Source organism: Sorangium sp. So ce1014 (assembly GCF_051521505.1).
Classification (GTDB): Bacteria; Myxococcota_A; Polyangia; order Polyangiales; family Polyangiaceae; genus Sorangium.
Genome location: NZ_CP150356.1, coordinates 7,078,934 through 7,105,229, shown reverse-complemented (window position 1 = coordinate 7,105,229; position 26,296 = coordinate 7,078,934). Strand labels below are relative to the sequence as shown.

Below are 26,296 nucleotides of genomic sequence, written 5' to 3'. Positions count from 1 at the left end.
GGATGCTCAGCGGCGGGGCCGGCCTTCTACCTGCGCGCTCCCGGCGGCGTGCTCGTCGAGATCAGCCGCCGTCGCTGACGCCCGGGACCGACGGCGTCAGGGCAGGATACTACCGCCGTCGACGGGCAGGGCGACCCCGGTGATGAACGACGCCTCGTCGCTCGCCAGGAAGAGGGCCGCTCGCGCCGGCTCGATCGGGTCCGCCAGGCGACCGATGGGGTGGGTCGCGACGAGGCGCTGCTTCAGCTCCGGATCCGCCGTCCAGCTGGCGAGCATCGGCGTGTCCGTGCCCGCCGGGCAGATCGCGTTCACCCGCACGTTGCGCGCGGCGAACTCGAGGGCCGCGACCTTGGTCAGCCCGATGAGGCCATGCTTCGACGACTGGTACGCGGACATGCCCGGGATCACGACGAGGCCCCCGATCGACGAGTTGTTGACGATGGCTCCCCCGCCCGTCTTGAGCATCTCGGGGATCTCGTACTTCATCGACAGGAAGACGCCCTTCAGGTTGATGGCGAGCACGCGATCCCACTCCTCTTCCTCGAGCTCGATCACGGTCTTTCCATACTGCACGACGCCCGCGTTGTTGAACGCGACATCGAGCCGCCCGAACCTCTTCACGGTGGCTGTCACCATGGCGGCGCAGTCGGCCGAGCTCGATATGTCGGCCCGGACGAACATGGCTTCGCCCCCCTGGGCGATGATCTCCGCGACGGTCTGTGCGCCCTCGTCCTCCCGGCGAGCGGCGACGACCACCCTGGCGCCCTCCTGGGCGAACAGGAGCGCTGCGGCCTTGCCGATCCCCGCATTGCCGCCCGTGATGAGCGCGACTTTGTCCTGCAATCGTTTCATGTGATCTGCTCCCGGACGTGATCTCGAGGGTCCACAGGCCCTGTGGCGCTTGTGCGCGCGGCGCCCGAGCGCGAGCGATTCGCGGTTCGTGCCACGCGTCATGCTCCGCGTCCGAGACCATTGACGCTCGACCGGGGTGGCCTGGGCAAGATTGATGGGACAGGAGCGGCGCGCAGCCGGCCGCGATCGCGCCCCCGCCGCGCCCGGGGCGGCGGGCGGCGGGGGTGGCGCCTCAGGGGTTGCTCAGCGCGCCGCGCTCGTCGCGTGCGACGGCCGTCGCCCTGACGTCACGGCCGGCGCGGCGCCCGCGGTGAACCTGACGCGCACCGGCTTCGGCCGGAGCGGCGGCAGCGATCGCGCGAGCGCCTCGTAGGCGTCGCGCCCCACGCGCCGCTCCTCGTGGACGAGGGTCGCCCAGATCTCGGCCTCGCGCCCCTCCGCGAGCGCGGCCGCGCGCGGATCGAAGCGCAGCCCTCGCTCGAGGGCGGTCGCGCCGGGCACGCCGCCCTCGGGGCGGCGCGCCGCCCGATCGCGGAAGACGCCGGGCCCGAAGCGGTCGTACTGGAGGATCGTGTGCGCCGTCGACACGGCGCCGGCCCACGGATACGTGCGCAGGGTCCAGCCGCGCGACAGGTCGGCGAGCCGCTCGTCGACGTCGGCGCGCTCGGCGTCGGTCTTCCACGGCGTGCGCGGGACGAAGAACAGGCCGAGCCCGAGCTCGTCGCCCTCGATCTCGAACACCTCGTCGATCCCGAAGCGCTCCGGCGTCTGCGCGACGAGCGAGCCGTGCGTCAGCCCGAACTCGCCGACGATGTAGACCGCGAGCGCCTCCCGCCGCGCGCGCAGGAAGTCGAGCGTCTCGACGGCCTCGGCGTGCGTCTCGGTGGGGAACTCCGTGAAGCACATCGCCTCGGCGGCCACGCCCGCGGAGGCGAGGTGGTCGATCACGTCGGAGACGACCTCGACGGGCGCGCCCTTGTCGATGAGGCCGAGGACGCGCGGCGACGCGGACTCGACGCCGAGCGCGCACGCGACGGCGCCGGCGCGGCGCAGCAGGTCCGCGCGCTCCTGCGTCAGGTACTTCTCCGGCTTGAGGTCGGTCGCCCACCGCACGTCGAGGCCGGCGTCGAGGATCGCCTGCGCCATCTTCACGAGCGTCTTCGGCGCGACCGAGTCCTGCGACAGGTAGAAGTGGCGCGTGCCGTGCCGCTCGGCGAGCGCCGAGAGGTGCGCCACGATGGTCTCCACGGCGCGCTCGCGGTACGCGGCGGTGCCGACCTCCGCGAGGCCGTAATGGCAGAAGGTGCATTTGCCCCAGTAGCAGCCTCGCGTGGGGTCGTAGGGGAGCACGAGGGCCGGCGCGAGGTAGGCGCCGAGCGGGAGCCCGTCGAAGTCGGGCGGCGGGAGGGCGCGGAGGTCTTCCATGCCGTGGCCGGACGTGAAGCGCGCGCCCATCAGCCGGTCGCGCACCACCACGTTCGGCACGTCGCGCAGGGGCCGGCCCTCGTCGAGCGCGCGGGCGAGGGCGAGGAGCGTGTGCTCGCCCTCGAAGAGGCAAGCCGAGTCGAACGGGCCGAGGGCGCGCGCGAGCCGCTCGCCCGAGAGCCGGAGGAGCAGCTGCGTGACGCCCGGGCCGCCGCACGTGACGTGCACGCCGGGCAGCGCCTCCTTGATCTTGCGCGCGAACGCGTAGGCGGGCTGGAGCTGGCCCGGGAAGCACACCGAGAGGCCGACGATGTCGGCGCGCGCGTCGCGGAGCCGGGGCACGAGCGTCTGCTGCACCCAGGCGTCGAACGGATCGTGCTCCGGGCGGCTCGACCGGGCGATCTCGTCCATCGACGTCAGGCCGAAGGGCGTCCGGTACGCCGTGAAGTCGAGCTTGAGCGGGTGGTGCGTGGCGGACACGACGCCGAGCGCCGCCTCGATCGTGGCGACCGCGCGCGCGTACGCGTCCGGATCGTAGAAGGCCTCGGCGGAGCGGAGCGTGGCCTTGGCGGCGTCGACCGCGCCCGGGACTGCGTGCGCGTCGCCGCGCGCGCGGGCGAGCGCCAGGTACTCCAGCTGGTCTGCGTGCGGGAGCGCCGCGCGTCGATCGAGCTCGCCGAGGCGCGCCTCGAGGCGATCGAGGAGCCCTGCCATGCGCTCCGGCGAGAGGAGCGCGTCGAACGCCTCGACGTTCGCGTCGACGGGCAGCACCTCCACGCCGTTTGCGCGGAGGAAGCCGGTCAGCATCGGCACCGCGAGGTACGGCGCCGTGGGGTCACAGGTCGGCGGATAGACGAGCGCGATGCGCATTCGGGCGCCGGTCTAGCACACCCGGGGGCGGAGCGTGTGGCCGCCCGGCCGCGCGGCCGGGCGGCGCCGCTCATCGGGCGGGCCTCGCCGGGATCCCGCCGCTGCCCTCGCCGCTGGCATCCTCGCGAGCGCGGCACACCCTGCCCGACGGGCGTCTTCGGCTCCGGCAGCTGCGCTACGGTCCTCGCACCGCGTTGTGGCGCAGGTCCAGGCGGCGCCGCCCCTCGTGCATTCGCCCGGTCTCGGGGCCGCGGGCGGTCTGCCGGTGGGGACGGCCCTCTTCTCTCCTCTTGGCGGCCTTGGCGCCTTGGTCGAGGGCCGTCGTCATTGCCGTCGAGCGGGCCTCGCCCGTAGGATGGCATCCGGCTGAATGCTGCCCGCGGCCCGTCCGCGCACGGCACAGGGGAGAAGCAATGCACTTGTTTCAGGTCGACGGACTGGAGCACGAGCTCCGTGTAAGGAGAGCAATGGGGCGGTGAACTGAGGCGGCAGGGGGGATACGGGCGCTTCGGGGGCGAGCGGGGCCAGAGGAGCAGGGCGATGAGGGACGATGGGCGTGCGCCGGCGGCCGAGCTGGGCGGCGAGGTGATTCTGATCGAGGAGGGGGAAGGCGAGTCGGCGGTTGCCGGCGGGGAGGGCGTGGACGACGCGGAGGGAGAGGCGGGCGCGATCGAGGGCGCGGAGGGGCTGATCGAGCTGGTGGTGGCGGCGCACGAGGAGCGCGTCGCGGCGGAGGCGGCGAAGGCCGGTCCGATCGAGGGGGTCGTGGTGGGTCGGATCGTGGGATTCGGGCACAACGGCGATCCGCTCGTCGAGTCGGCTGTCCTGGGGGAGGGCGCGCGCGGGGGCATTCCTGCGCGGTCGATGACGGCGCTCGGGCCGGAGGACGCGGGGCGGGAGGTCGCGCTCCTGTTCGAGGGGGGGCGGCGCGACAGGCCGGTGGTGATGGGGCGGATGCACGTGGCGGGGGAGGGCGCGAGCGCGAAGCGCGCTGACTCGACGGCGACGGCGACGGCGGACGGCGAGCGGCTGGTGCTCACCGCGGAGAGGGAGATCGTGCTCCAGTGCGGAGAGGCCAGCATCACGCTGACGCGGGCTGGCAAGATCCTGATTCGTGGCGCCTATTTGCTCACGCGGTCCTCCGGGGTGAACCGGATCCAGGGCGGCTCGGTGCAGATCAATTGATGGTCCTGATGAGGCCGAGCCCTCCTTGATGGAATCGAGGAGGCTCCTCACGATCTTCGCGACATCGATCGAATAGCTCCCCGCCGTCGCGGCGCAGCACGAAGACCCGCGAGACCGTGACGGCCTGCTCCGGAGCGTGCCTCGGGCGCCTCCGGAGCGCGTTTCCTTTCCTGTTCCGATCGGTGTACTACGGCAGCCGCCGTCTCCGTCGCCAGCTCGAACCGTGGTTCTGTGGTGAGGCCACGACAGCCCAGCAGGTACCCATGCGCAAGATCGTCGTCCACGAGCCCGGCAGCCACGACAAGCTTCGTGTCGAGGAGCACCCCGACCCGGTCCCCGGGCGCGGCGAGGTGCTCGTCGACGTCCAGGCGGCGGGCGTCAACTACGCCGACTGCGTCGTCCGCATGGGCCTCTACGAGTCGGCGAAGAAGTACGTCGGCTGGCCCATCACGCCCGGCTTCGAGGTCGCGGGCACGGTCGCCGCGCTCGGCGAGGGCGTCTCCGACCTCGCCCCGGGGGCGCGCGTCTTCGGCGTGGTCCGCTTTGGCGGCTACGCCTCGCGCGTCGTGGTCCCGCGCCACCAGGTCTTCCCGCTGCCGGCGCGGCTCACCCCGGAGCAGGCGGCAGGCTTCCCGGCGGTGTTCATGACGGCGTATTACGCGCTCTTCGAGCTCCTGCGGCTGCGGCCGGGCAGGGTTGTGCTCGTGCATTCGGCCGCCGGCGGCGTCGGCAGCGCGCTTGTGCAGCTCGGCAAGATCGCCGGCTGCCGGGTGGTGGGCGTGGTGGGCGCGGCGCACAAGGTCGAGACGGCGAGGCGCCTCGGCGCCGACGCGGTGATCGACAAGAGCAGCGAGCCGCTCTGGGCGGCGGCGGAGCGGCTCGCGCCCGAGGGCTACGACGTGGTCCTCGACGCGAACGGGGTCGAGACGCTGCGGCAGAGCTACCGGCACCTGGCGCCTGCGGGGAAGCTCGTCGTGTACGGCTTCCACACGATGCTCCCGCGGCAGGGTGGCCGCCCGAGCTACCCGAAGCTCGCGCTCGACTTCCTCCGCATGCCCCGCTTCAACCCGCTCGATCTCTGCAACGACAACAAGAGCGTGCTGGCCTTCAACCTCTCGTACCTGTTCAACCAGACGGAGATGCTGCGCGAGGCCATGGACCGGCTCGTGGGCTGGGTGGACGAGGGGCGCCTCTCGACGCCGCCGGTGACGACGTTCCCGCTGGAGCGGGTCGCGGACGCGCACCGCGCGATCGAGTCGGGCAGCACCGTGGGCAAGCTGGTGCTGACGATGCAGGGCGCCGCGGAGAGTTGAAACTCTGGCCGGAGGCTGTCGGGAGCCGTCGGGAGAGTTGAAACTCTGGCCGGAGGCTGTCGATAGGCTCCGGGGAAAGTTGAAACTCTGGCCGGGGGCTGTCGAGAGGCTCCGGAGAAAGTTGAAACTCTGGCCGGAGGCTGTCGGGAGCCGTCGGTTGAGTTGAAACTCTGCCCGGAGCCTCTCGAGAGCCCTCCCGGCGTCTTTTTCTCGCGTCGACGGACCCCCGGATCCAGCAGGGCGCGTGCCGGACAGGGTCACAAAGAAACCGACAGGTTCTGGTCGATTTTCGTGACCCGATCGGGGTCGCGCTCCCGATTCATTTCCTCGACGGGACGGCAGGACGCCGGGCGATGGATCCCCTTCGCGCGACGCGCTCGGTCCCGGTGGCCCTCGGCCATCGTTCACTCGCGCTGCCTGCGCGGGGCGGTGATGGCTCGGGTCGAACGCAACCCACAGCCTCCCTTTTCGAGGAGACTTCAGGAGAAGAGATATGCCTGCTGTGACCAAGTCGAAGAAGCGCTCCGTGATCGCCGCGGCCTCTGGAGAGCCGTCGTACGCTCCGCCCATCTACGATCCCGCGGCCGGCAAGAAGGCGCTCGCGGCGCTTGCCCCGGAGCTCGAGCGCCTCGCCGAGGCCGAGCTCGTGACCGTGAGGATGGATGTCGAGGCCGCCACGTATGCGGCCCTCGGCGTCGTCGGATTCGTGTCCTCGCCCGACGTGCGCGCGCGCTTCGCGCGGTTGCCCCGGGAGGAGCTCGACATCACGCAGGTCGACGAGCTGGAGCTCGCGTGCTTCGCCGCGCTCCACGCGCTCGCGGAGGCCCGCGCCGCCGGCGCGCTCACGACGGACGCGCGGCTGCCGGCGGAGCTCGTGACCGAGGCGATGGAGGTCGAGGGGCGCATGCTGGCGCTGTGCGAGTACCACCTGTCGGACGACCCGGCGATCAAGCCGGAGCTCGATCGCCTGCGGCCGGGCACCGGGCACCGCGATCTCGCGAACGATCTGCTCGGCTACGCGCGCATCTACGAGCTGCGCGCCGACGTGGTGAAGGCGGACCGGAAGCTGTACCGGGCGGGAGACGCGGCGCGCGCGCGGGAGCTGGCGGGGGTGATGATCCAGGGGCTCTCGACGGCGATGACGCCGAAGGCGCGGGAGGCCTTCGACCTGTACGTGCGGGTCTGGACGCTGCTCTGCCGGCGCTACGACGAGGTGCGGGCGGCAGGGCTGTGGCTGTGGCGGAAGAACGCGCGTGTGCAGGCGCGGTTCCCGTCGCTGTTCGCGGTGGGCCGGCCGAACGGGGGCCGCTCGAGGAAAGAGCCGCCGAAGCCTGGCGAGGGGGACGGAGCCGGGGAGGGGGGCGGCGGCGGGAGCGCCGGCGGGGAGGCGCCGGCGGTGACGGCCGTCCCGGAGACCGTGACCGAGAGCCCCACCTGACCCGGAGCGCGTGCGCCGCCCTGCGCGCATCCGACCTGCGGGCACGGCGGCGCGCCGGAGACAGGCATCGGTTGGGTTCACGGCATCGGACGAGGGTGGAGAGGGTCTGGAGAGCGGGACTCGCTCATCCATACGGATGGTTCACCCTTGTGGCGCCTTGGCCTTTGCAAGTTCGAGCGCAGCCACGTCGGCGAGATCTTGCGGTCTCCCTGCCGCGCGCTTGTTCCGCAGCAGATCGGCGAGACCGAGGAACGGGCAGAGGAGGTCTGGCGCGATGGCGACCTCGACGCGGTTGGGCCACGCCTCGTCGAATCGGAGCCCACTCGTGTGGGTGAGCACGTCGATGCGCTGCGGGGGAATGCCGATCTGCAAACCTACGCCCGGCGTCTCGAGGTCACGCTCGACGAGACCCTGGAGCGGCGCGCCGAAGGCTCGGAGAGCCATCATGACACGCGGCGCGTTGTCTCCGGTCGCGTCCACCCAGACGTCGAGGTCCTTCGTCGCCCGCGGGCGGCCGTGGAGCGCGACTGCGTACCCGCCAACGATAAGGAAGCGTGCCTCAGCTGCGGATAACTCGTACAATAGATCGCGAAAATCCGGGCTCAGCGGGGGGAGCGTCGGGGTGGGCGAGGGCATGCATCTCCTGGCTCAGCGCCCATGCGGCGAGGACGCGCTCGGCCGGCGACATCGACGCCCAGAAGCGGGCGTCTGCGTCGGCTTCGCCTTCCGGATCGTTCCGGAAAATTCGTGTTTGCCAGCTCGCCCGTGCGCGCCGCCGTGCCTGGGCGTCATCCATGAACCGATCGTACCTCACGCGCGCACGGCATGCGAAGGATCGGCTCGGCGGTGACCACCGGCTCGGGGCTTCATCCGGCTGGGCGGTGATGCGTTCGAGCAGGCGCTGGTCCGTCATGGCCGCCCCGATCGCTCCCGCGTAGCAGGAGCGGGCCCCATCGAGCCGCCATCGGGCCGTCATCGAGCCGCCCCGGGAGCTCCGGAGCTCCGGAGCTCATCCGGATCTCGCGCCGGAGAGCCCCGCCGGTTCCGGCGCGCTCGCGCCGTCCCGCGCGCGTTCCCGCTCCACCCGCAGGGCGGCGGCGAGCCGCTTCCGGGCCTCCGCCCCGCGCCGCTTCGCGGTCCGCTCCGAGCAGCCGAGCGCCGCGCCGATCGCCTGCCAGGTCCGCTCCTCGACGTGGTGGAGCACGAGGACGCGCCGCTCCTCGTCCAGGAGCCGCGACAGCGCGGCCTCCACCGCCCGGATCGCGCGGCCGTACGTGGCGCGGAGCCGCTCGCCCTCGTCGCCCGTCGCTCGCAGCGCGCGGCCCACCAGGCCGAGCACCGCGGCGGCGGCGACCTCGTCGCCCATCCCATCGACCTGCGCGGTCGTCTCGGCGTCGCCGTCGGCGAGGAGGTCGCTCGTGTCCTGCACCGCCTCGGCGGCGTCGTACCCGTCGTCGCGGGCGGCGCGCCAGTGTTTCGACTCCTGCCGCAGGGTGTCCGAGAGCGCGCCGTCGACGCGCCGCCATGCGTAGGCCGGGAAGGGGACGCCGCGGGCGGGGTCGTAACCGAGCGCGGCCTCGTGGAGCGCCTGGAACGCGGCGGAGCGGAGATCGTCGGCCACGTAGTGCGCTCGCGTGCGCCGGAGGAAGTGGTCGCAGAGCCGCTCGGCGAGCGGCACGGCCTGCGCGACGAGCGCCTGCTGGTCGGGGCTCAGGGCCCGCAGCGTTCGAGCGCCGCCCTTCATCGACCGCCCCCGCGAGGGCGCCCCCGTGCAGCGCTCGCCTTCGCCGCGAGCCGCCGCGCCGCCTCGGCCAGCGCCGCGGGATCGCGCCGGTCGACCTCGCCGCTCGACGCGGGCGGCGCGCGCGGGCGGAGCCGGTCGACGAGCGGGGCGGCGACGGGGTGCGTCGCGAGGAACCGCGCCGTCAGCGCGCGCAGCGCCTCGAGATCCTCCGCGGGCAGGAGGTCGGCGTACGGCGCCACGGCGTGCGCGACGCGGGCCTCGAGGATCGGATCGCCGTCATCGGGTTCGGGGCGCGTGCTCGACATGAGGCGAAGGGGGCGCGCCGCTCGCCGGCGCTTCGTGCGCCGGGCGCGCGATGGCGCCCCTCGAAGCTACCTTTCCCCGGGAGGGTCAACAAGGGTAGAGAAGCGAGGAAGGCCGGCGCGTTGCGGCGTGGCGTGGCGTGCTGCGAGGTGGGGTGTCGCGAGGTGACGAACGCCGAGGATCTGCCGGGCCCCGGGGCGCTGTTCCAGGGGCGCTTCCTGATCGACCGCCTCCTCGGGCGCGGGGGGATGGGCGAGGTCTGGGCCGCGCTCGACACGGCGCTGGAGCGGCCGGTGGCGATCAAGATCGTCCACCGCGCGCTCGCGGGGGAGGCGCGCTACGCGGAGCGCTTTCTGCGGGAGACGAAGCTCGTCGCGCGGGTCGCGCACCCGAACCTCGTGCGGCTGTACGACGCCGGCGCGACGGCGGCCGGGCAGCTCTTCATGGTGATGGAGCGCGTCTCCGGCGTCCCGCTGCGCGAGATGCTCGCCGGCGGCGCTCGGCTCGACGTGGTGCGCGCGCTCCACTACGCGATCCAGATCGCGGACGCGCTCTCGACGGCGCACGAGGCCGAGCTCGTGCACCGCGACGTGAAGCCCGAGAACGTCCTGGTGAGCGGCGGCGTGCACGCGCGGCTGCTCGACTTCGGCGTGGCGAAGGACGCGCGCGGCCCGGGGCTGACGGGGCAGGGGAGCGTGGTGGGGACGCTGCGTTACATGGCGCCGGAGCAGATCGCCGGGCGCGCCGTGGACGGGCGCGCGGATCTGTATGCGCTCGGCGTGGTGACGTACGAGATGCTGGCGGGGGCGCACCCGTATGCGGTGCTCGACGGGGCGTCGGGGATCCGAGAGACCGAGATCCTGGCGGCGCACGTGCACCTCTCGGCGACGCCCTTGCCGGAGGTGCTGCCGGGGTGCCCGGAGGCGCTGTGGCTGGCGGTGGCGAGGTGCCTCGCGAAGCGGCCGGAGGAGCGGTTTGCGCGGGCCGCGGAGCTCGCGGCGGCGCTGCGCGAGGTGGCGCGGGCGGCGCTGCCGGCGGAGAGCGCGCTGGAGGACGCGAGCGCGCGGCAGCTCCTGAGCGAGGCAGAGGATGCGGCGCGCGGGCGAGCGATCCGCGAGCGCGGGGCGACGCCTCGGGGAGAGGGTGAGGATGCGGCGACGGCGGTGCAGCTGGTGGCGGGGCTGCCGGTGGGGGAAGCGGCGGAGGCAGGCGCGGCGGCGGATGCGCGGAGCAGGCTGGCGATGGCGCAGCGGTTCAGGGTGGAGCCGGCGTGGGGGCTGGGTGGGGCGAGCGCGGGGAAGGAGATCGGAACCGGAGGCGAAGCGGCCGCGGAGCGGTGGCCTACGCCGGCGCCGCAGGTGGAGGGCGGGGCCACGGGGACCGAGGCGGCCGGGGAGGGGTCGGCGGCGGCGGCGGGCGTGCTGGGGCCGAGCACGGAGAAGTGGGCCGGGGCGGTCGCGGCTGGGCCGGGGGAGGGCACGCTGGCGAGCACGGAGAAGTGGGGAGGGGCGGCCGCTGCCATGGCGGGAATGGCACCCAGAGAGCGGTTGGCGAGGACAGAACCCTGGGAGCAGGCGAGGGCTGGCGTGATGGCGAAGAGCGCGGCGTCGTCTCGGACGAGCTGGGGGCTTGTCGTGGCGCTTGTGCTCGGTCTTGTGGTGGTTCTTGCCGTTCTTGTCGTTGCGCTCGTAAGGAGATAATCGCCGCCAGGGTCAATTTGCGGCTTCGCGGGCCAGTGCAGCACGCTCCCATGCCGTGCGCTCGTACAGACGCCTCCTACCGTGCTCTCGCCCGCTCATCTACGAGAAACAGAGAGAGAGCTCTGGTCGACGCTGGGACAGGCGATGTCAGATGATTACGCCCCTCACTCGCCCTCCTCTCCCGCGAGCAGGCTGTGCACCGAGAACTCGATAGCATCGAACGGCTCGGCTCGGATGCTCTCGTGGCCTTCAGCCGTCAGCACGAGGAGGTAGCCCTCCGCCGTCCAGCGATAAACCGCCAGCACCTCGACCTCCGGATCGAGGATCCAGTAATGGGGCACCTGGCATCGCTGGTACGTGCGCAGCTTCTTGAACAGGTCGTTCTGCTTGTTCGAGGGCGAGAGGATCTCGCAGACCCAGTCCGGCCGGAGCGCGATGGGGCTCTGGTCCGGCAGCCGAGGGAGCCGCTCGCGCCGCCATCCGGACACATCGGGGCGATAGACATGCGGCTCCTCGAAGAAGATCTCGACCTCGGTCGCGAAGACCCAGCCCCCTGGCCCGCGCCCCCGGGCGCGCGGTCCGTAAGCTCCGGCGATCTCCGCGGTGAGCTCGGCCTGCGCCGCGCCGTGGCGGGGGCTCGGCATCGCCTTCTGGACGAGCTCGCCATCGACGATCTCATGGAAGCGCTCCGCCTCGGGAAGGGCGAGGAGGTCCTCCACCGTCGCAAGGCGGCGTCCAGGGGCGGCGCTCGACATGGGGCAACGATAAGGCGGCTGCAGCTGCACGACCAGCAGCGGCGGCGCTTCAGAGCGCAGCTCAGCAGAGCAGCGGTTTCCTCAACCGAAGCTCCCGCTTCACGAGCGAAAGCGCTGCCCGCTCACCGCGTACCACGCGTCCCGCTACACGCCAGCGTGTCTCCTGCTCACCCACAGGCGAGCGAACGCACCGGCAATCTGTTCCTTTGAGCCACCTTCGAGACTTGAACTCGAGACCTACGGTTTACGAAACCGTTGCTCTACCACTGAGCTAAGGTGGCACGCCTCTCGTTGAGGAGGCGCGCAGATTACCCACTCGTCCTGCCGAGTCAAGCTCTTTTATTCGCGCCCCCGACCAGCCACGCGGCCTGCCTCCGCTGCCTTCTGTGATTCCCCGCTCCCCGGGCCCGCCGCGTCGCCGGCGCCCCCGCCGGCGAAGAACTCGTCCAGCCGCTCCGCCAGCTCGCTCGCCGCCGACCAGTGCATCATGTGACCGGCGTCGGGCAGCTCGACGTGCTCCGCGCGCGCGAGCTTCGCCACCCGCGCCGCCTCATCCGGGGGGTGCCATCCGGTGGGCCCGCCGCTCACGACAAGCGTCGGGCACGCGATGCGCTCCAGGAACGTCGTGAACGCCTCCGCCTGGAACGCCAGCGGCGACGTCGTGCGGTGCATCGGATCGTACGCCCACGCGAGCCCGCCGCCCGGCTCCTCGCGCGTGAGCAGCGGCGCGCGCGTCGCCAGCACGTCGTGCGGCACGCGCGGGTGGTGCCCCACGAGCCGCGCGATCGCGTCCTGCATCGACGCGAGCCTCCGCGGCGCCCGAGCGAACCCCTTCATCTCGCGCAGCCACGCCTCCATGCGCGCGGCGGCGACCTCGGGCCCCTGCGACGGCGGCCCCATGCCCTCGAGCAGCGCCAGGCGCTCGACACGATCGGGGCACGCGCCCGCGTAATACACCGCGACCGCGCCGCCCATCGAGTGGCCCACCACGCCGAGCCGCGCCGGCGCGAGCGCGTCGACGAGCGCCGCGACGTCGGCGATGTAGTCGGGGAAGTAGTAGTAGCCGCCCGCGGCGACGCGGGCGCTCCGGCCGAAGCCGCGCAGGTCGGGCGCGACAACGTCGTGCCCTGCCCGCGCGAGCGGCTCCGCCACGAGGTCCCACGTGCTGCCGGCGTCGAGGAAGCCGTGGAGCAGCAGCAACGTGAGGCCGGTCGGCCGCGCGCCGTCGTCGCGGAAGCGATGGACGCACAGCTCCAGCCCGTTGGCCTTCCAGGGGTCCGACGTCCTACGCACCACGCGCGTGCTCTCGCGTGCCGGTGCTCCCGTCAACCCCCCGCGCGCTCTGCGTGCTCCGCGCGCCCGGCACCGTCACCTCCTCGCGGGCGGGGCCGCAGGAGCCGCCGGGGGCAGCACCGCCCCCGTCGCCACCGGCGCCGCTGCGCCCGGCGTCGCCGCGCCCGCAGGCGCCGCGCCCGCAGGTGCCGCACCGGCGCCGCCCGGCGCCGCGCCCGCACCACCCGGCGCGCCGGCGCCGCCGGGCGCCGCTGTGTCGGGCCCGGCCGGCGCGGCGCTCCCCGGCGCCGCAGGCGCCACCGGGAGCGCGGCGCCCGTGAGCTGCGCGGCGTCCTTCAGCACGTCATCGGCGTGCACGCCGGGATCCACGTCCGGGTAGACCTTCGCGACCTTGCCGTCGGGATCGATCAGGAAGGTCACGCGCGCCACCGTCCCGAGCCGCATCGGCACGCCGAACGCGTTGGACCACGTGTGATCGGTGTCGACAAGGATGGGGAACGGCAGCCTGTGCTCGGTCGCGAACGCCTCGTGCGACTCGCGCGTGTCGGCGGAGACGCCGAAGACCTGCACGTTCGCCTGCTTGAAGCGATCCCACGCGTCGCGGAACGCGCACGCCTCCTCCGTGCAGCCCGGCGTCCCGTCCTTCGGATAGAAGTACACGACGACGGCCCGACCCCGCTGGTCGGACAGCCGCTGGATCGCGCCGTGCTGGTCGGCGGCGAACACGTCGGGCGCCGGCGCGCCGACCGGAAGTAGCCCCTGTCCACCGTCGGGTCGCTCGGCCGCGCCACACGCGAGCAGCGAGACAAAGGCAAAGACGACAGCAACAACGACAAAAACGAGGGCAGTCGGGAAGCGTCTCTTCATCAGGGCGCCACGTTAGCACGCACTCGGTAGGATCGATCCGACGCTTCTGATACCTTGCGCCGACAGGAGACGAGACCGATGGCGACCTTCGGAAATGGCAGCGGCGCCACCCCCGGCGCGGTGGGCCAGGGCAGGGGGATCACCTACCCCGATTTCTCTTCGCCCACCGTGGATAAGGTCATGGTCGAAGAGCGCGCAGCCGGGCTCGGCAAACGGAGCATCAAGGGCCCGGCCAAGATCGCCGGCCTCAAGCTCGCCATCTCCATGATGGACCTCACCACCCTCGAGGGAAAAGACTCCCCGGGAAAAGTCCAACAGCTCTGCCAGAAGGCGCTTCGCCCCCACGAGCGCGCGGACATCCCTCCGTGTGCGGCGGTGTGCGTTTATCCGAAGCTCGTGCCCGTCGCGAAGCGAGCGGTCGAGGGCTCGACCGTCAAGGTGGCGAGTGTGGCGACCGCCTTCCCGAGCGGGCTGTCCACGCTCGAGGTCAAGCTCGCCGACGTGCGCCAGGCGGTCGAGCTCGGCGCCGACGAGATCGACATGGTGATCGACCGCGGCGCGATGCTCGCCGGCGAGTACCGCGCCGTGTACGACGAGATCGCCGCGACAAAGGAGGCGTGCGGGCGCGCGCACCTCAAGGTGATCCTGGAGACCGGCGAGCTCGGGAGCTACGACCGCGTCCGCAAGGCGAGCCGCATCGCGATCCTCGCCGGTGCCGACTTCATCAAGACGTCGACCGGGAAGATCACCCCGGCGGCGACGCCCCCGGTGACGCTGGTGATGCTGGAGGCGATCCGCGATCACGCGCACGCGACCGGCCGGCGCATCGGGATGAAGCCGGCCGGCGGCATCCGGACGGCGAAGCAGGCGCTCCACTACCTCGTGATGGTCAAGGAGACCCTCGGCGACGCCTGGCTCACGAGCGATCTCTTCCGCTTCGGCGCGTCGACGCTCCTCAACGACGTGCTCATGCAGCTCGAGAAGGAGCGGACCGGCGCCTACCAGGGCGGCGACTATTTCAGCAAGGACTGACCGCGCGGGGCCGGGAGCGCGCGCGGCGCGGGCCCCGGCGCGCTCGCATGTTCAACCCGGCGCCGCCGGCGTAAAGTGCGCCGCATGAGCGACAAGGGCACCGCCGCGGCAGGCGGCGACGGGGGCTCGCCCCGGCAACCGAGCGCGGCGCGCGACACGGCCGCGGACGCGGCCGTCGTGTTCGGCGATGCGTGGCGCTACGCGCCGGCGCCCGAGGGGCGCGACCACGTGAAGATCGCGCCGCGGTACGACCTCTTCATCGGCGGCGCGTGGCGCGCCCCGGAGTCGGGCCGCTACCTCGACAGCATCAGCCCGTCGACCGAGGAGAAGCTCTGCGAGTTCGCCGAGGCCTCCGAGCGCGACGTCGACCTCGCCGTGCAGGCGGCCCGGGCCGCGTACGAGAAGCACTGGTCGCGCCTGCGCCCGCTCGAGCGCGGCAAGTACATCTACCGCATCGCCCGCGCCCTCCAGGAGAAGTCGCGCGAGCTCGCCGTCGTCGAGTCGCTCGACGGCGGCAAGCCCATCAAGGAGTCCCGCGACGTCGATCTCCCGCTCGCGGCCGCGCACTTCTTCTACTACGCGGGCTGGGCCGACAAGCTCGAGCACGCCTTCCCGGGGCGCGACCCGCGGCCGCTCGGCGTCGCGGGCCAGGTGATCCCGTGGAACTTCCCGCTCCTCATGGCGGCGTGGAAGCTCGCCCCGGCGCTCGCCGCGGGCAACACGTGCGTCCTCAAGCCCGCCGAGACGACGCCGCTCACGTCGCTGCTCCTCGCGAAGATCATCGAGGAGGCGGACCTGCCGCCCGGCGTCGTCAACGTTGTCACGGGCGCGGGCGCGACGGGCGCCGCGGTCGTCGGCCACCCCGGCGTCGACAAGGTCGCCTTCACCGGCTCGACCGAGGTCGGCAAGCGCATCCAGCGCGCGCTCGCCGGCACCGGCAAGCGGCTCACGCTCGAGCTCGGCGGCAAGGCCGCGAACATCGTGTTCGAGGACGCGCCGCTCGATCAGGCGGTCGAGGGGATCATCGGCGGCATCTTCTTCAACCAGGGCCACGTCTGCTGCGCGGGCTCGCGCCTCCTCGTCGAGGAGAGCGTCCACGACGCCCTCCTCCTCAAGCTGCGCGAGCGCATGGCGACCCTGCGCGTCGGCGATCCGCTCGACAAGAACACGGACGTCGGCGCCATCAACTCGCGGGCGCAGCTCGAGAAGATCCAGGAGCTCGTGGCGGCGGGGGAGCGCGAGGGGGCCGCGCGCTTCTCGGTGAGCTGCGCGCTCCCGCAGCGCGGCTACTGGTTCGCGCCGACGCTCTTCACGGGCGTCGCGCAGTCGCACCGGATCGCGCGCGAGGAGATCTTCGGCCCGGTGCTCTCGATCCTGACCTTCCGCACGCCCGAGGAGGCGATCGAGAAGGCGAACAACACGATGTACGGGCTGTCGGCCGGCGTCTGGACCAGCAAGGGCTCGAAGAGCTTCTGGGTCGCGCAGCGCCTCCGCGCCGGCGTCGTCTGGGCGAACACCTTCAACAAGCTCGACCCCAGCTCCCCGTTCGGCGGCTACAAGGAGAGCGGCTTCGGCCGCGAGGGCGGCCGCCAGGGGCTGCTCGCCTACCTCGAGGTGGACTGATGGCGCTCGGCGACCAGGACAGCGGCGGCGGCGAGGCGCGCGCGCGCGTCGGCGTGCGCAAGGCGTACAAGATGTTCGTGGGCGGCGCGTTCGTGCGCTCGGAGTCCGGGAGGTACACGCAGGTGCGCGATCACAGCGGCGCGGGCGCGGTCGAGAACATCCCGCGCGCCTCGCGCAAGGACGGGCGCGACGCGGTGCTCGCGGCGGCCGGCGCGCTCGGCGGCTGGTCGTCGCGCTCGGCGTACAACCGCGGGCAGATCCTCTACCGCCTCGCCGAGATGCTCGAGGCGCGGCGCGCGGAGCTCGCGGCCTCGCTCGAGCGCGGCGGCCTCGACGCCGGCGCCGCGGAGCGCGAGGTCGTGTCGGCGATCGATCGCGCGGTCGCCTACGCGGGCTGGGCCGACAAGTACCAGAGCCTCTTCTCGAGCCTGAACCCGGTGTCCGGCCCGCACTTCACGTTCACGGTGCCCGAGCCGATGGGGGTCGTCGTCATCGCGGCGCCGCCGCGCCCGGCGCTCCTCGGCCTCGCGGGCGCTCTCCTGCCGGTGATCACCGCCGGCAACACCTGCGTCGTGCTCGCCAGCGAGGCGGATCCGCGCACCGCCCTGGTCCTCGGCGAGGCGCTCGCCACGAGCGATCTGCCGGGTGGCGTCGTCAACCTCCTCACCGGCCAGCTCGCGGAGGTGCTGCCGCACCTCGCCGCGCACATGGAGGTCGCCGCGCTCGATCTTCACGGCGTGGACGCGGCGCTGGCGAAGCGCCTCGAGGAGGCGGCCGCGGCGAGCGTCAAGCGGGTGCGCGCCCGCTCGCTCGGCGAGGCGGAGTGGTTCGACGATGGGGCGGCGACGTCTCCCCGCTGGATCGAGCGGTTCGTCGAGATGAAGACGATCTGGCACCCGGTCGGGCCGTAGCGCCGGCGTCGGGCCGCGCGCCGCTCAGCGGCCGAGCACCATCCCGGTCTGCAGCGTCCGCCCGGCGACGAGATCCGCCGCCGCGAGCGGCTTCCGCCCCTCGGCCTGCGCCCGCAGGATCTGGATCGCGCCCTCGCCGCAGGCGACGATCACGACGCTGCGGCCCGCCATCACCACGGTGCCCGGCGGCGCCCCGCCGCTGTCGGTCTCGCTCTCCACGCGCGCAGCGAGCACCTTGAGCGTCTTGCCCTCGAGGGTCGTGAAGGCGCCCGGCCACGAGGTCATCCCCCGGATGTGGTCGTGGATCTGCCGGGCGCTCCGATCCCACCGGACGCGCCCATCCTCCTTCTTCAGGAGCGGCGCGTGCGTCGCCGCCGCGTGGTCCTGCGGCGTCGCCTCGAGCTCGCCGCCCACCGCGCGGCGGAGGTCCTCGCGCACGACGCGCGCCGCGAGCGCCCCGAGCTCGATCGCGAGCTCGTCGGCGGTCGTGGCGGGGCCGATCGGCGTCCGGTGGATCGTGAAGATCGGCCCGGTGTCCATGCCCTCGTCCATCTGCATCAGCGAGATGCCCGTCTCGGCCTCGCCACCGGCGATCGCCCAGGTGATCGGCGCCGCGCCGCGGTAGCGCGGCAGGATCGACGCGTGCAGGTTCATGCAGCCGCGCCGCGGCGCATCGAGCACCGCCTTCGGCAGGATGCGCCCGTAGGCGATCACGAGCGCGACGTCCGCGGCGGCGTCCTTCACCCACGCGGCGAACTCGGGCGTGCGGATCTTCTCGGGCTGCACGACCGGCAGACCGAGCTCGCTCGCCTTCACCTTCACCGGCGGCGCCTTCAGCTCGAGCCCGCGGCCGGCTGGCCGGTCCGGCTGGCAGACGACGCCGACGACGTCCGCGATCGACGCGAGCGCCTCGAGCGAGGGCACGGCGATGGCGGGGGTACCGAAGAAGAGCGCGCGCACGCGCTAGCTCTAGCAGGAGCTGCGCCCCGGCACGGCGCCTTCTTCTTCCTTCCTTCTTCGGTCCCGCGAGCTTTGCTGCGGCCCGCGGCCCGCGGCGGGCTCAGGGCGGAGGCGCCGGCGGCCCGCTGCGCTCGTCCGACCCCGCGCGCGCCGCCGCGTCGCGCGGATCGGCGCAGCAGCGGAAGCCGGTCTCGTAGAACACGAACTTCGGATCGTGCGCGTCGTTCGTCCCGCGGCAGCCTGTCCAGGGCTTGGCCCAGAAGCCGCCCATGAGCGCGCCCGACCACCGGCGGCCGCGGCGCGAGGCGACCCACTCCTCGACGTTGCCCATCATGTCGAAGACGCCGAAGGACGAAGCGCACCCGGGGTACGAGCCGCTCGGGGCGCCTTGCCAGAGCCGCTCCACCTCGCGCCGCGCCACCTCGCCGGAGGCGCCGAGCTTCCGCTCGTCGACCGGCCGCCACGCCTTGCCGCTGTTGCAGACCGTCCTGTCCACGCGCCAGCCGTAGACGAGGGGGCGCCGCTCGGGGCCCTCGCACGCGAGCTCCCACTCCTGCTCGGCGCACACCCGCTTGCCGCGCGCCGCGCACCACGCGGTCGCCATCTCGAACGACTGCATGACGAGCGGCTTCGCCCCCCGCTGGTTCGGCGCCTCGAACTGGTCCATGCACGCCGAGATCTCGGTGGTCGGCCCCTCCTCCGCGGTGATGCCCTCCCAGTACGCGAAGCAGTGGGTGGCCTTGCCGGTCTTGACCGGCTCGACGCAGACGTGCTGGACGTCGTCATGGTGGGTGCCGGTGACGAGCCGCATGTCCGCCGGGCACGCCGGGCTGGGCCCTGGATCGAGGGACGGCGCCGCTGGCAGGCTGAGCATCGCGAGCGCGAGGGCGCCGAGGCCGAGCAGGGGATCGATCATCGTTCAGCGAGGGCTCCGGTGTCGCTCCGTGCCGGTCGCCGCCGCGGCCAGGCCCGCACCGCGCGGCGAGGCCGGAGGCGGCGCGACTCTCGGCGGCGCGAGGGCGAGGCGATGCTGTGCCTCTCCTCCGCCGCGGGGACGCTGCGCCGCGCCGCCATGTCGCCCAACGAGCGAGCGCTGCGGGTCGGAGCTGACCCGCAGAGTAACCTCATTCAAAAAAATGACCAGGGCTGTGGCACGCGGCATGCGCCGTGTCTATGGTGAGCTCCAGTAGCCTCGCGGGCTGTCTTCCAACAGAGCTGCCAGCAGGGTTCCGCGTCGCACCATCCGCATCCGTCTGGATGCAAGCCAGGATGACCGGGGCACGCGTCGACCGCGCGGACCGGCCGCAGGTTGATCAAGGGGTTTACCTCCCCCGGTCGGGTGCCTAGAGGAGATCGCCATGTCCGAGAAAAAGAACCCGCCGATGCCGCCGCGCTCCGACGAAGAGGTCGTCTTCGGCGACGAGCTGCCGGTCCTGCCGATCCGCAATGCGGTCCTGTTCCCGGGCGCCGTTGCGCCCTTCGATGTTGGCCGCGAGAAGTCGGTCGCGCTGGTCGAGGATGTCGACAACCTCCCCGGCCCGGTCATCGCGATCTTTGCCCAGCGCGATCCGTCGACCGACGATCCCGGCGCCGAGGACCTGTACCCGGTGGGCTGCGCCGCGCGCGTGCTGAAGGCGCTCAAGCACAGCTCCGGCAACTACTCGCTGATCCTGCAGGGCCTCACGAGGATCCGGCTCGACACCGTCACGGCCCACGCGCCGTACCTGCGCGCCAAGATCCGCCGCATGGACGAGCCGGTGACGGAGGACGTCGAGGCGGAGGCGCTCGCGATGAGCCTGCGCGACATCGCCAAGCAGGTCATCCAGCTGATGCCCGAGCTCCCGCGCGAGGCGGGCTCGCTCATCGACTCGATCCAGGCGCCCGGTGCGCTCGCCGATCTCGTCGCGGCGAACCTCGACGCGCCGGTCGAGGAGAAGGCGCAGCTCATCGAGACGATCGACGTCAAGGAGCGCATCCGCAAGGTGCTCCGGCTGCTCACGCGGCAGCTGGAGATCCTGAAGATGCGCGAGCGCATCAACTCCCAGATCAAGGAGGAGATGGGCAAGAACCAGCGCGAGTACGTGCTCCGCCAGCAGCTCAAGGCCATCAAGGAGGAGCTCGGCGAGGACGACGGCGATCAGGGCGACCTCGACGGGCTCGAGGATCGCATCGCGAAGGCGAACCTGCCGACCGAGGCGGAGACCGTCGCGAAGAAGCAGCTGAAGCGGCTGCGGACGATGCAGGTCGGGTCGGCCGAGTACACCGTGGTGCGGACGTACCTCGACTGGATCCTCGACGTGCCCTGGACGCAGTCGACGCAGGACAACCTCGACATCGGGAGCGTCCGCAAGGTGCTCGACGAGGATCACTACGGCCTGGAGAAGGTCAAGAAGCGCATCCTCGAGTACCTCGCGGTCCGGAAGCTGAAGCAGGACAAGAAGGGCCCGATCCTCTGCCTGCTCGGGCCGCCCGGCGTCGGCAAGACGTCGCTCGGCAGGAGCATCGCGCGCGCCCTCGGCCGCAAGTTCCACCGCGTCTCGCTCGGCGGCGTGCACGACGAGGCGGCGATCCGCGGCCACCGGCGGACCTACGTCGGCGCGCTCCCTGGCCAGATCATCCAGGGCATGAAGAAGTCGGGGATGATCAACCCGGTCTTCATGATGGATGAGGTCGACAAGATCGGGCACGACTTCCGGGGCGACCCCTCGGCGGCGCTGCTCGAGGTGCTCGACCCGGAGCAGAACAACACGTTCGCGGATCACTACCTGGAGATCCCGTACGACCTGTCGCACGTGATGTTCGTCGCGACCGCGAACGTGGCCGATCCGATCCCGCCGCCCCTCCGCGACCGCATGGAGATCCTGGAGATCCCCGGCTACACGCGGAAGGAGAAGCTCGCGATCGCGCGGCAGCACCTGCTCCCGAAGCAGCTGTCCGAGCACGGGCTCACGACCGAGCAGCTCGAGGTCACCGACAAGGCGCTGGAGGAGATCATCGATCACTACACGCGTGAGGCCGGCGTCCGCTCGCTCGAGCGGCAGATCGCGGGCGTCATCCGCGGCGTGGCGGTGAAGGTCGCGGAGGGCGACACGCAGAAGCGGCGCGTCGACAACGAGGACGACCTGCACGAGTTCCTCGGCGCGGCGAAGTACACGAGCGAGGTCGCCGAGCGCACCGCCGAGAGCGGCGTCGCCACGGGCCTCGCGTGGACGAGCGTCGGCGGCGAGATCCTCTTCATCGAGGCGACGCGGATGTACGGCACGGGCAAGCTCCAGCTGACCGGCCAGCTCGGCGACGTGATGAAGGAGTCCGCGCAGGCGGCGCTGTCCTTCGTGCGCAGCAACGCGTCGATGTACAGCATCGCGAAGGACTTCCTGGAGAAGAGCGACCTGCACATCCACATCCCCGCCGGCGCGATGCCCAAGGACGGGCCGAGCGCGGGCGTGACGATGTTCACCGCGCTCGTCTCGCTCCTCACCGGGATCAAGGTCCGCCACGACGTCGCGATGACGGGCGAGATCACGCTCCGCGGTCGGGTGCTCCCGATCGGCGGCCTGAAGGAGAAGGTGCTGGCGGCGCACCGCGCCGGCATCAAGCGCATCATCGTCCCCGAGCGCAACCGGGCGGATCTCGAGGAGGTCCCGAAGGAGGTCGTGGACGAGCTGCAGTTCTTCTTCGTCAGCCGGATGGAGCAGGTCCTGGAGGCCGCGCTCGAGCGGCTGCCCGAGCCCGCGCCCGTGACCGAGGAGTCGAAGGACGGTGAGAAGAAGGAGCTCGAGAAGTCGGACAAGAGCTCGATCGCCAGCAACTGATCCACGGATCGATCGCTGAGCGATCTGTGTCTCCAGGGCGCCGCGCGGCTTGAACGCGCGGCGCTTTTTTCGTCATGAGGGTCGCGCTGCGGCGGGCCGCCTCGCTTCCGTCGTGTCGGCCTTTCGTCTCGACGGAAGTCAAGCGAATCGGTAGCCTCGTCACCGCATGAGGCCGTGTCCGAACTGCGCGTGGATGCTCAAGGAGACCGACGCTGTCTGCACGATGTGCGGTGCGAGTGTGGCCGGCGCAGCGCCTTCAGCCTCCGCGGTTGCGCCGCCGCCGATGCAGGGGGGGGCTGGCGCTTATGCTCCGCCCGGCCCCCCGGGCTATCCGGGGCAGCCGGTCGTCTCCGGCTATGGCGGCGCGGCGCCGCCGGTATCCCCGGGGTACGGCGCGATGGGCGGCGGGCAGGGTGCCTATCCTCCTCCTCCTCAGGTCGGGATGGGCGGCGGTCACCCGGCGTCTGCGTCGCCGGGGGGCGGCGTCCCCTTCTCCAGCGGCGCGGACGCTGCCTTCCCTGTCTCTCCCTGGGCGCGTGCGGCACCGTCGGCGGGGCTCACGTCGCAACCTGCGTCTCCTCCGATGAACGCGCCGGGCGTCACGCCCGCCCAGCCGCCGCTCGGGTCGCCTATCCAGGGCATGGTGCCCGGCGCTGCCATGGGCGGCGCGATGGGGCAGCAGGCCGGATCGCCGTCGCCCATGTTCGGCGCGCCTCCGCAGAGGGTCGCGCCGCCGCCGATGGTCGTACCGGCGGGGACGCCGGGGCCGGTCGCGCCGCCGCCGATGGTGCAGGGCGGAGGGGTCGCGCCGCCGCCGATGGTGCAGCAGGGCGGAGGGGTCGCGCCGCCGCCGCTCATGCAGGGCGGGGTGCCTGCGGCGGCGCAGGGCAGGGCGCCGGCGATCGTCGCGCCGCCGATCGTTCAGGGCGCGGTACCGGGCGTGGTGCAGCCGGTCGCGGCGCAGCCGTCGCGCGTGCTCGTGGGCTTCATCGTGACGTTCCAGAACGACCCTGGGGGCAGCTTCTGGCCGATCTACAGCGGCCGCACTCAGGTGGGGCGCGCCGGGGCGGATCCGGCGACGGAGATCGGGCTCGCCGACGCGAGCGCCTCGTCGCGGCACGCGTCGGTCCATGCGGACCCGACGACGGGCCAGGTCTTCATCGAGGACGACGGCTCGCGCAACGGCTCCTTCGTCAACGAGCAGCGCCTCGGGCAGGGCGAGCGCCGGCAGCTGCGCGACAACGACCGGCTGCGGCTCGGGAGCACGACGTTCGTGGTGAAGGTGCTGGTGGCGTGAGCTCAGGCGGGCGGGACGCTGCGTAACAGGTCCCGGTCCGACGGAGCTTACTGTCCGCCTGCGCCGCCCGCGCTCTCTGCACCGCCCGCGCCTCCGGCACCTCCAGCGCCGCCCGCACCTCCCGCGCCGCCATCCGCCGCTTTGCATTTTTTGAAGCCGCTTGCGACATCGACAGCACATTTTCCGGACGTGCAGTCGCTATCCGAAACACAGGCCAGCCCATCCCCGCAGGGCTTGCCGCAGAGCGTGCCGCCGCAGTCGATGTCTGTTTCCGGGCCGTCCTTCTGGCCGTTGGAGCAAAGCGGCGCAGCGGGCGGGATAACGCAATTGAAGTATTCGACCACTGCAGAGGGGGTATTCGTTATGATACCCTCTTTGTCGGTTGGTGGCTCAATCGGCGGATAGTGGACACGAAAGCTGATGAGTCCAGCGTATTTCTCGGCCTCCACCACGTTCGTCAGGTCAGCCTTCGGGGGAGGCTGAGTGCCAGGGTTCGACTCGATCACAGCCCTCGGCAGCAATTGCTGGTAGTCGCCGCACTTCTGTTCGGCGTCGAGCCGGTTGAAGTGGTGCGACGGCCCGTCTGCGCAGCTCACATCGAGGATCTCTCGGCCCTCGGGTGTCGTGATGGCGACCGTCCCACCGCGCACGCTGACGACCCCATCGGCGGCACCGCCGCTGCCGTCGGCACCGCCGCTGCCGCCGTCACCGCTGACATCATCGCACTGCGGGAGCGTGCCGCCGGCACCCCCGGCGTTCTCGGACTCACCGCACGGATTGATCGTCACCGAGTAGGTGAATTCTCCCGCGTACGTGAACGAGCCGCACTCCTGCGCCTGGGCGTCGATGCGCTTGAACGAGACGCTTGTCGGGGGGAACGCTGCGATGTCGAGCGGCGGGTCGAAGACGACCTGCCCGCCTTCCACGAGGAAGCACACATCGAGGGTTTCACGGGTAGCGAAGCTGCCTTTCGGCCCATTCCCGGCGCCCAGAACACCACACCGGTCGGTGACCTCGCTGTAGAACGTCGCGTAGCAGCTGTTCGGATCCTTGAGGAACGCGCAGATGTTCTCGAACTCCTCGCCGCAGCCGGGCACAGAGACGGCTGCGGTCACGGCGAGGATCGGAGCGACGGCGGCGGCGAGCAAGACGTAACGGCGCATGGGCGCAGTCTACGCGGTCTCCCCGCACGTGGGCCAGCTTCGCAGAGGTCGACCGGCCGCGCGCGGGTGGCGCGCTCCGGCGCCCCGCGCGCGGCCGGCTCGGCTCACAGCTCGGTGTAGGGCCCGGGGACCACGTACGCGTCGTCGTTGGCCGCGTACGTGAACACCCCCCAGCAGACGAGCTTGTACTTGATGGCGAACGCCATCGCCTCCCGCAGGCTGGCCTTCGGCGCGAGCACGGCGAGGTTCGAGCGACGGACGCCCCACCAGCCCGGCCCGTGCTGCAGCACCGCGTCGTGGAGATCCTGCGTCGCGTGCTTCGCGTCCTCGAGCACCGCGAGCCGCAGCCGGACGAACGACCTGTCGCTCGCGGGGAAATCGAACCAGTACAGGTTCGACCTCGCCTGCTTCGGGGCGATGCTCCCGGCGCCCTGCGCCGACAGGAAGCGGCTGAGGTCATCGGGCGCGAGCTTCTGCGTGACCGGGTGCGTGTCGACGCCCTTGCACGTCTCGGGGCCGACCTTGAACTCGCCCAGCGCGAGCGGCGGCTCGGGGCCGTTCTCGGGCGTCAAGAGGTAGCGATCGACCTCGGGCAGGTCGTTCGGGTACTCCACGCCGGCGTCGATGCCGCTGCACGCCGGGGCCCCCAGCGCAAGCGCGAAGGCCGCCGCGAGCGCGGGGCGTCGGGGCCTGCGGCGGCTCGGCGCTGGACGCCCGCGGTCGGGGCTCATGCTGCAGGGGGGGCTCGGCGCGCTCGACGCCGGTGCTCCGGCGGGCGCGCCCTTGCGACTCGGTTTGCTTTCGTTCGACATGGCTCTCTCGCGGCACCTGGGGCACCGCCTCGATCGGCGGGCGCAGCGCTGCCCGGGCCGGGCAATCATTCAATGCCGGACGCCCCGAGGGCAAACTCCTCTGCGAACATTTGGCTGGGGCGCCCTCGCTGGCCTAGAGTTGGCCCGATGAGGCACCTCGGAATGCCGATGCTCGCGCACGTCCCCGCCCTCCGCGCCCGGCGTCCGCCCGCGGCCGCAGCTGGGCGCGCCGGAGCGGCCTGCGCCGCCGCGGCCGCGATCGCGCTGCTCGCCGGCTGCGGCGGGTCGCCCACCGCCCCCCGGCAGGACGACGTCTTCTACCTCCACGGCGCCAGCGGGCTGCTGAGCAAGGACTCGAGCTTCGAGGTGCACTTTCCGCCGCTCGACGCCCCGGCCACCGAGCGGGTGCCGCGCCGGATCGGCGTGGGCCTCATGAACGGCGACGTCCGCATCAGCCGCCCGATGGACTGGAACGTCGGCGGCGCCGACTACACGCCCGAGCGCCGCTTCATCACGTACCAGTCGCCGCGCCAGTTCCTGTTCTCGATCTACGAGCGCATCGACAGCCCCGAGGACCCGTGGCCCGACGTGCTCAAGCGCTACGAGGCCGACCTCGACGAGCAGGGCGCGGAGATCCTCTCCGGCCGCGCGCCCGTGGCGACCGCGAACACGCAGGGGCGCAGCTACCTCGTCAAGGCGAAGATCCCCTCGAAGCCCGTCTCCGAGGCCTTCGCCCACGAGATCCTCGTCCGGAGCCCCCGCCGCGTCCTGCTCGTGCAGATCGTGCACCACGAGAACATCGACGCGAACGCCGACGAGATCACGGCCGCGCTGCAGAGCCTCACGGTGTACTGAGCGCCCGGCGCGCCCGCCCGGCGCCCGCCGCGCCAGGGCCGCAGCCACCCGCCTCGATCCCGAAGGTCCGCCGCGGCGCCGCCCGC

23 protein-coding genes and 1 tRNA gene are annotated in these 26,296 nt (G+C 72.2%); 10 read left to right on the top strand and 14 right to left on the bottom strand.

The window, feature by feature from the left end; translation table 11 throughout:
• Positions 1–96 precede the first annotated feature (96 nt).
• Both WME75_RS26785 and WME75_RS26780 read right to left on the bottom strand, forming a co-directional pair.
• Positions 97–852: an SDR family NAD(P)-dependent oxidoreductase gene (locus WME75_RS26785; protein ID WP_437476584.1), complete on the bottom strand. Its 756-nt coding sequence runs from the start codon at positions 850–852 to the stop codon at positions 97–99.
• A gap of 243 nt (positions 853–1,095) precedes the next feature.
• Positions 1,096–3,147 (bottom strand): B12-binding domain-containing radical SAM protein, encoded by a 2,052-nt coding sequence (locus WME75_RS26780; protein WP_437476581.1) that lies wholly within the window; start codon positions 3,145–3,147, stop codon positions 1,096–1,098.
• 702 nt (positions 3,148–3,849) lie between these two features.
• Here WME75_RS26780 and WME75_RS26775 point away from each other — a divergent pair.
• The 3 genes from WME75_RS26775 to WME75_RS26765 all read left to right on the top strand — a co-directional run bounded on the left by WME75_RS26775 (position 3,850) and on the right by WME75_RS26765 (position 7,083).
• Positions 3,850–4,332, top strand: coding sequence for a DUF6484 domain-containing protein (locus WME75_RS26775; RefSeq protein WP_437494930.1), 483 nt, complete (start codon positions 3,850–3,852; stop codon positions 4,330–4,332).
• A gap of 263 nt (positions 4,333–4,595) precedes the next feature.
• Positions 4,596–5,645 (top strand): synaptic vesicle VAT-1 family membrane protein, encoded by a 1,050-nt coding sequence (locus WME75_RS26770; protein ID WP_437476579.1) that lies wholly within the window; start codon positions 4,596–4,598, stop codon positions 5,643–5,645.
• A gap of 493 nt (positions 5,646–6,138) precedes the next feature.
• Positions 6,139–7,083: a hypothetical protein gene (locus WME75_RS26765; RefSeq protein WP_437476577.1), complete on the top strand. Its 945-nt coding sequence runs from the start codon at positions 6,139–6,141 to the stop codon at positions 7,081–7,083.
• Positions 7,084–7,224: 141 nt separating this feature from the next.
• On the opposite strand, the gene WME75_RS26760 is transcribed toward WME75_RS26765, so the two are convergent.
• The 4 genes from WME75_RS26760 to WME75_RS26745 form a co-directional block, all read right to left on the bottom strand.
• The gene (locus WME75_RS26760) at positions 7,225–7,719 is read right to left on the bottom strand and encodes a DUF6036 family nucleotidyltransferase (protein WP_437476574.1); all 495 of its coding nucleotides are present in this window, start codon (positions 7,717–7,719) and stop codon (positions 7,225–7,227) included.
• Entirely contained in the window at positions 7,643–7,879 is a 237-nt protein-coding gene (locus WME75_RS26755) for a hypothetical protein (RefSeq protein WP_437495088.1), read from the bottom strand. The genes WME75_RS26760 and WME75_RS26755 overlap by 77 nt, the downstream gene beginning before the upstream one ends.
• Positions 7,880–8,092: 213 nt before the next feature.
• The gene (locus WME75_RS26750) at positions 8,093–8,827 is read right to left on the bottom strand and encodes a sigma-70 family RNA polymerase sigma factor (protein ID WP_437476571.1); all 735 of its coding nucleotides are present in this window, start codon (positions 8,825–8,827) and stop codon (positions 8,093–8,095) included.
• Positions 8,824–9,132 (bottom strand): hypothetical protein, encoded by a 309-nt coding sequence (locus WME75_RS26745; protein ID WP_437476568.1) that lies wholly within the window; start codon positions 9,130–9,132, stop codon positions 8,824–8,826. Before WME75_RS26745 ends, WME75_RS26750 begins: the two co-directional genes overlap by 4 nt.
• A 162-nt stretch (positions 9,133–9,294) precedes the next feature.
• Between WME75_RS26745 and WME75_RS26740 the strand changes: the two genes are divergently transcribed.
• The gene (locus WME75_RS26740; RefSeq protein ID WP_437476566.1) at positions 9,295–10,830 is read left to right on the top strand and encodes a serine/threonine-protein kinase; all 1,536 of its coding nucleotides are present in this window, start codon (positions 9,295–9,297) and stop codon (positions 10,828–10,830) included.
• Positions 10,831–10,994: 164 nt separating this feature from the next.
• Here the strand turns inward: WME75_RS26740 and WME75_RS26735 are convergent, their stop codons facing one another.
• From WME75_RS26735 to WME75_RS26720, 4 genes are all read right to left on the bottom strand, one after another.
• Positions 10,995–11,585, bottom strand: coding sequence for a Uma2 family endonuclease (locus WME75_RS26735; RefSeq protein ID WP_437476563.1), 591 nt, complete (start codon positions 11,583–11,585; stop codon positions 10,995–10,997).
• A gap of 209 nt (positions 11,586–11,794) precedes the next feature.
• Positions 11,795–11,866, bottom strand: a tRNA-Thr gene (locus WME75_RS26730).
• 58 nt (positions 11,867–11,924) lie between these two features.
• Positions 11,925–12,881 (bottom strand): alpha/beta fold hydrolase, encoded by a 957-nt coding sequence (locus WME75_RS26725; protein ID WP_437476561.1) that lies wholly within the window; start codon positions 12,879–12,881, stop codon positions 11,925–11,927.
• Positions 12,882–12,953: 72 nt separating this feature from the next.
• Positions 12,954–13,745: a peroxiredoxin gene (locus WME75_RS26720; protein ID WP_437476559.1), complete on the bottom strand. Its 792-nt coding sequence runs from the start codon at positions 13,743–13,745 to the stop codon at positions 12,954–12,956.
• 78 nt (positions 13,746–13,823) lie between these two features.
• On the opposite strand from WME75_RS26720, the gene deoC reads away from it, so the two are divergent.
• The 3 genes from deoC to WME75_RS26705 all read left to right on the top strand — a co-directional run bounded on the left by deoC (position 13,824) and on the right by WME75_RS26705 (position 17,311).
• Positions 13,824–14,777: a deoxyribose-phosphate aldolase gene (gene deoC, locus WME75_RS26715; RefSeq protein ID WP_437476556.1), complete on the top strand. Its 954-nt coding sequence runs from the start codon at positions 13,824–13,826 to the stop codon at positions 14,775–14,777.
• A gap of 84 nt (positions 14,778–14,861) precedes the next feature.
• Positions 14,862–16,400: an aldehyde dehydrogenase family protein gene (locus tag WME75_RS26710; protein ID WP_437476553.1), complete on the top strand. Its 1,539-nt coding sequence runs from the start codon at positions 14,862–14,864 to the stop codon at positions 16,398–16,400.
• Complete coding sequence (locus tag WME75_RS26705; protein ID WP_437476551.1) at positions 16,400–17,311, top strand: aldehyde dehydrogenase family protein; 912 nt, start codon at positions 16,400–16,402, stop codon at positions 17,309–17,311. The genes WME75_RS26710 and WME75_RS26705 overlap by 1 nt, the downstream gene beginning before the upstream one ends.
• 24 nt (positions 17,312–17,335) lie before the next feature.
• On the opposite strand, the gene fmt is transcribed toward WME75_RS26705, so the two are convergent.
• On the bottom strand, positions 17,336–18,271 hold the full coding sequence (gene fmt, locus WME75_RS26700) for a methionyl-tRNA formyltransferase (RefSeq protein ID WP_437476549.1): 936 nt from the start codon (positions 18,269–18,271) through the stop codon (positions 17,336–17,338).
• Between the two features lie 100 nt (positions 18,272–18,371).
• On the bottom strand, positions 18,372–19,187 hold the full coding sequence (locus WME75_RS26695; protein WP_437476546.1) for a formylglycine-generating enzyme family protein: 816 nt from the start codon (positions 19,185–19,187) through the stop codon (positions 18,372–18,374).
• A gap of 442 nt (positions 19,188–19,629) precedes the next feature.
• Here WME75_RS26695 and lon point away from each other — a divergent pair, with 442 nt between their 5' ends.
• Positions 19,630–22,083 (top strand): endopeptidase La, encoded by a 2,454-nt coding sequence (gene lon, locus WME75_RS26690; protein WP_437476544.1) that lies wholly within the window; start codon positions 19,630–19,632, stop codon positions 22,081–22,083.
• Between the two features lie 283 nt (positions 22,084–22,366).
• Positions 22,367–23,380: an FHA domain-containing protein gene (locus WME75_RS26685; protein WP_437476541.1), complete on the top strand. Its 1,014-nt coding sequence runs from the start codon at positions 22,367–22,369 to the stop codon at positions 23,378–23,380.
• A 47-nt stretch (positions 23,381–23,427) separates the two neighbouring features.
• Here WME75_RS26685 and WME75_RS26680 read toward each other — a convergent pair whose 3' ends face one another.
• Both WME75_RS26680 and WME75_RS26675 read right to left on the bottom strand, forming a co-directional pair.
• A complete protein-coding gene (locus WME75_RS26680) occupies positions 23,428–24,543 on the bottom strand; it encodes a hypothetical protein (protein ID WP_437476538.1) in 1,116 nt (371 codons plus the stop codon).
• Positions 24,544–24,647: 104 nt separating this feature from the next.
• Positions 24,648–25,274, bottom strand: a complete 627-nt coding sequence (locus tag WME75_RS26675) for a hypothetical protein (protein ID WP_437476535.1) — start codon at positions 25,272–25,274, stop codon at positions 24,648–24,650.
• Between the two features lie 228 nt (positions 25,275–25,502).
• On the opposite strand from WME75_RS26675, the gene WME75_RS26670 reads away from it, so the two are divergent.
• Positions 25,503–26,210 (top strand): hypothetical protein, encoded by a 708-nt coding sequence (locus WME75_RS26670; protein ID WP_437476534.1) that lies wholly within the window; start codon positions 25,503–25,505, stop codon positions 26,208–26,210.
• Positions 26,211–26,296: the final 86 nt, after the last annotated feature.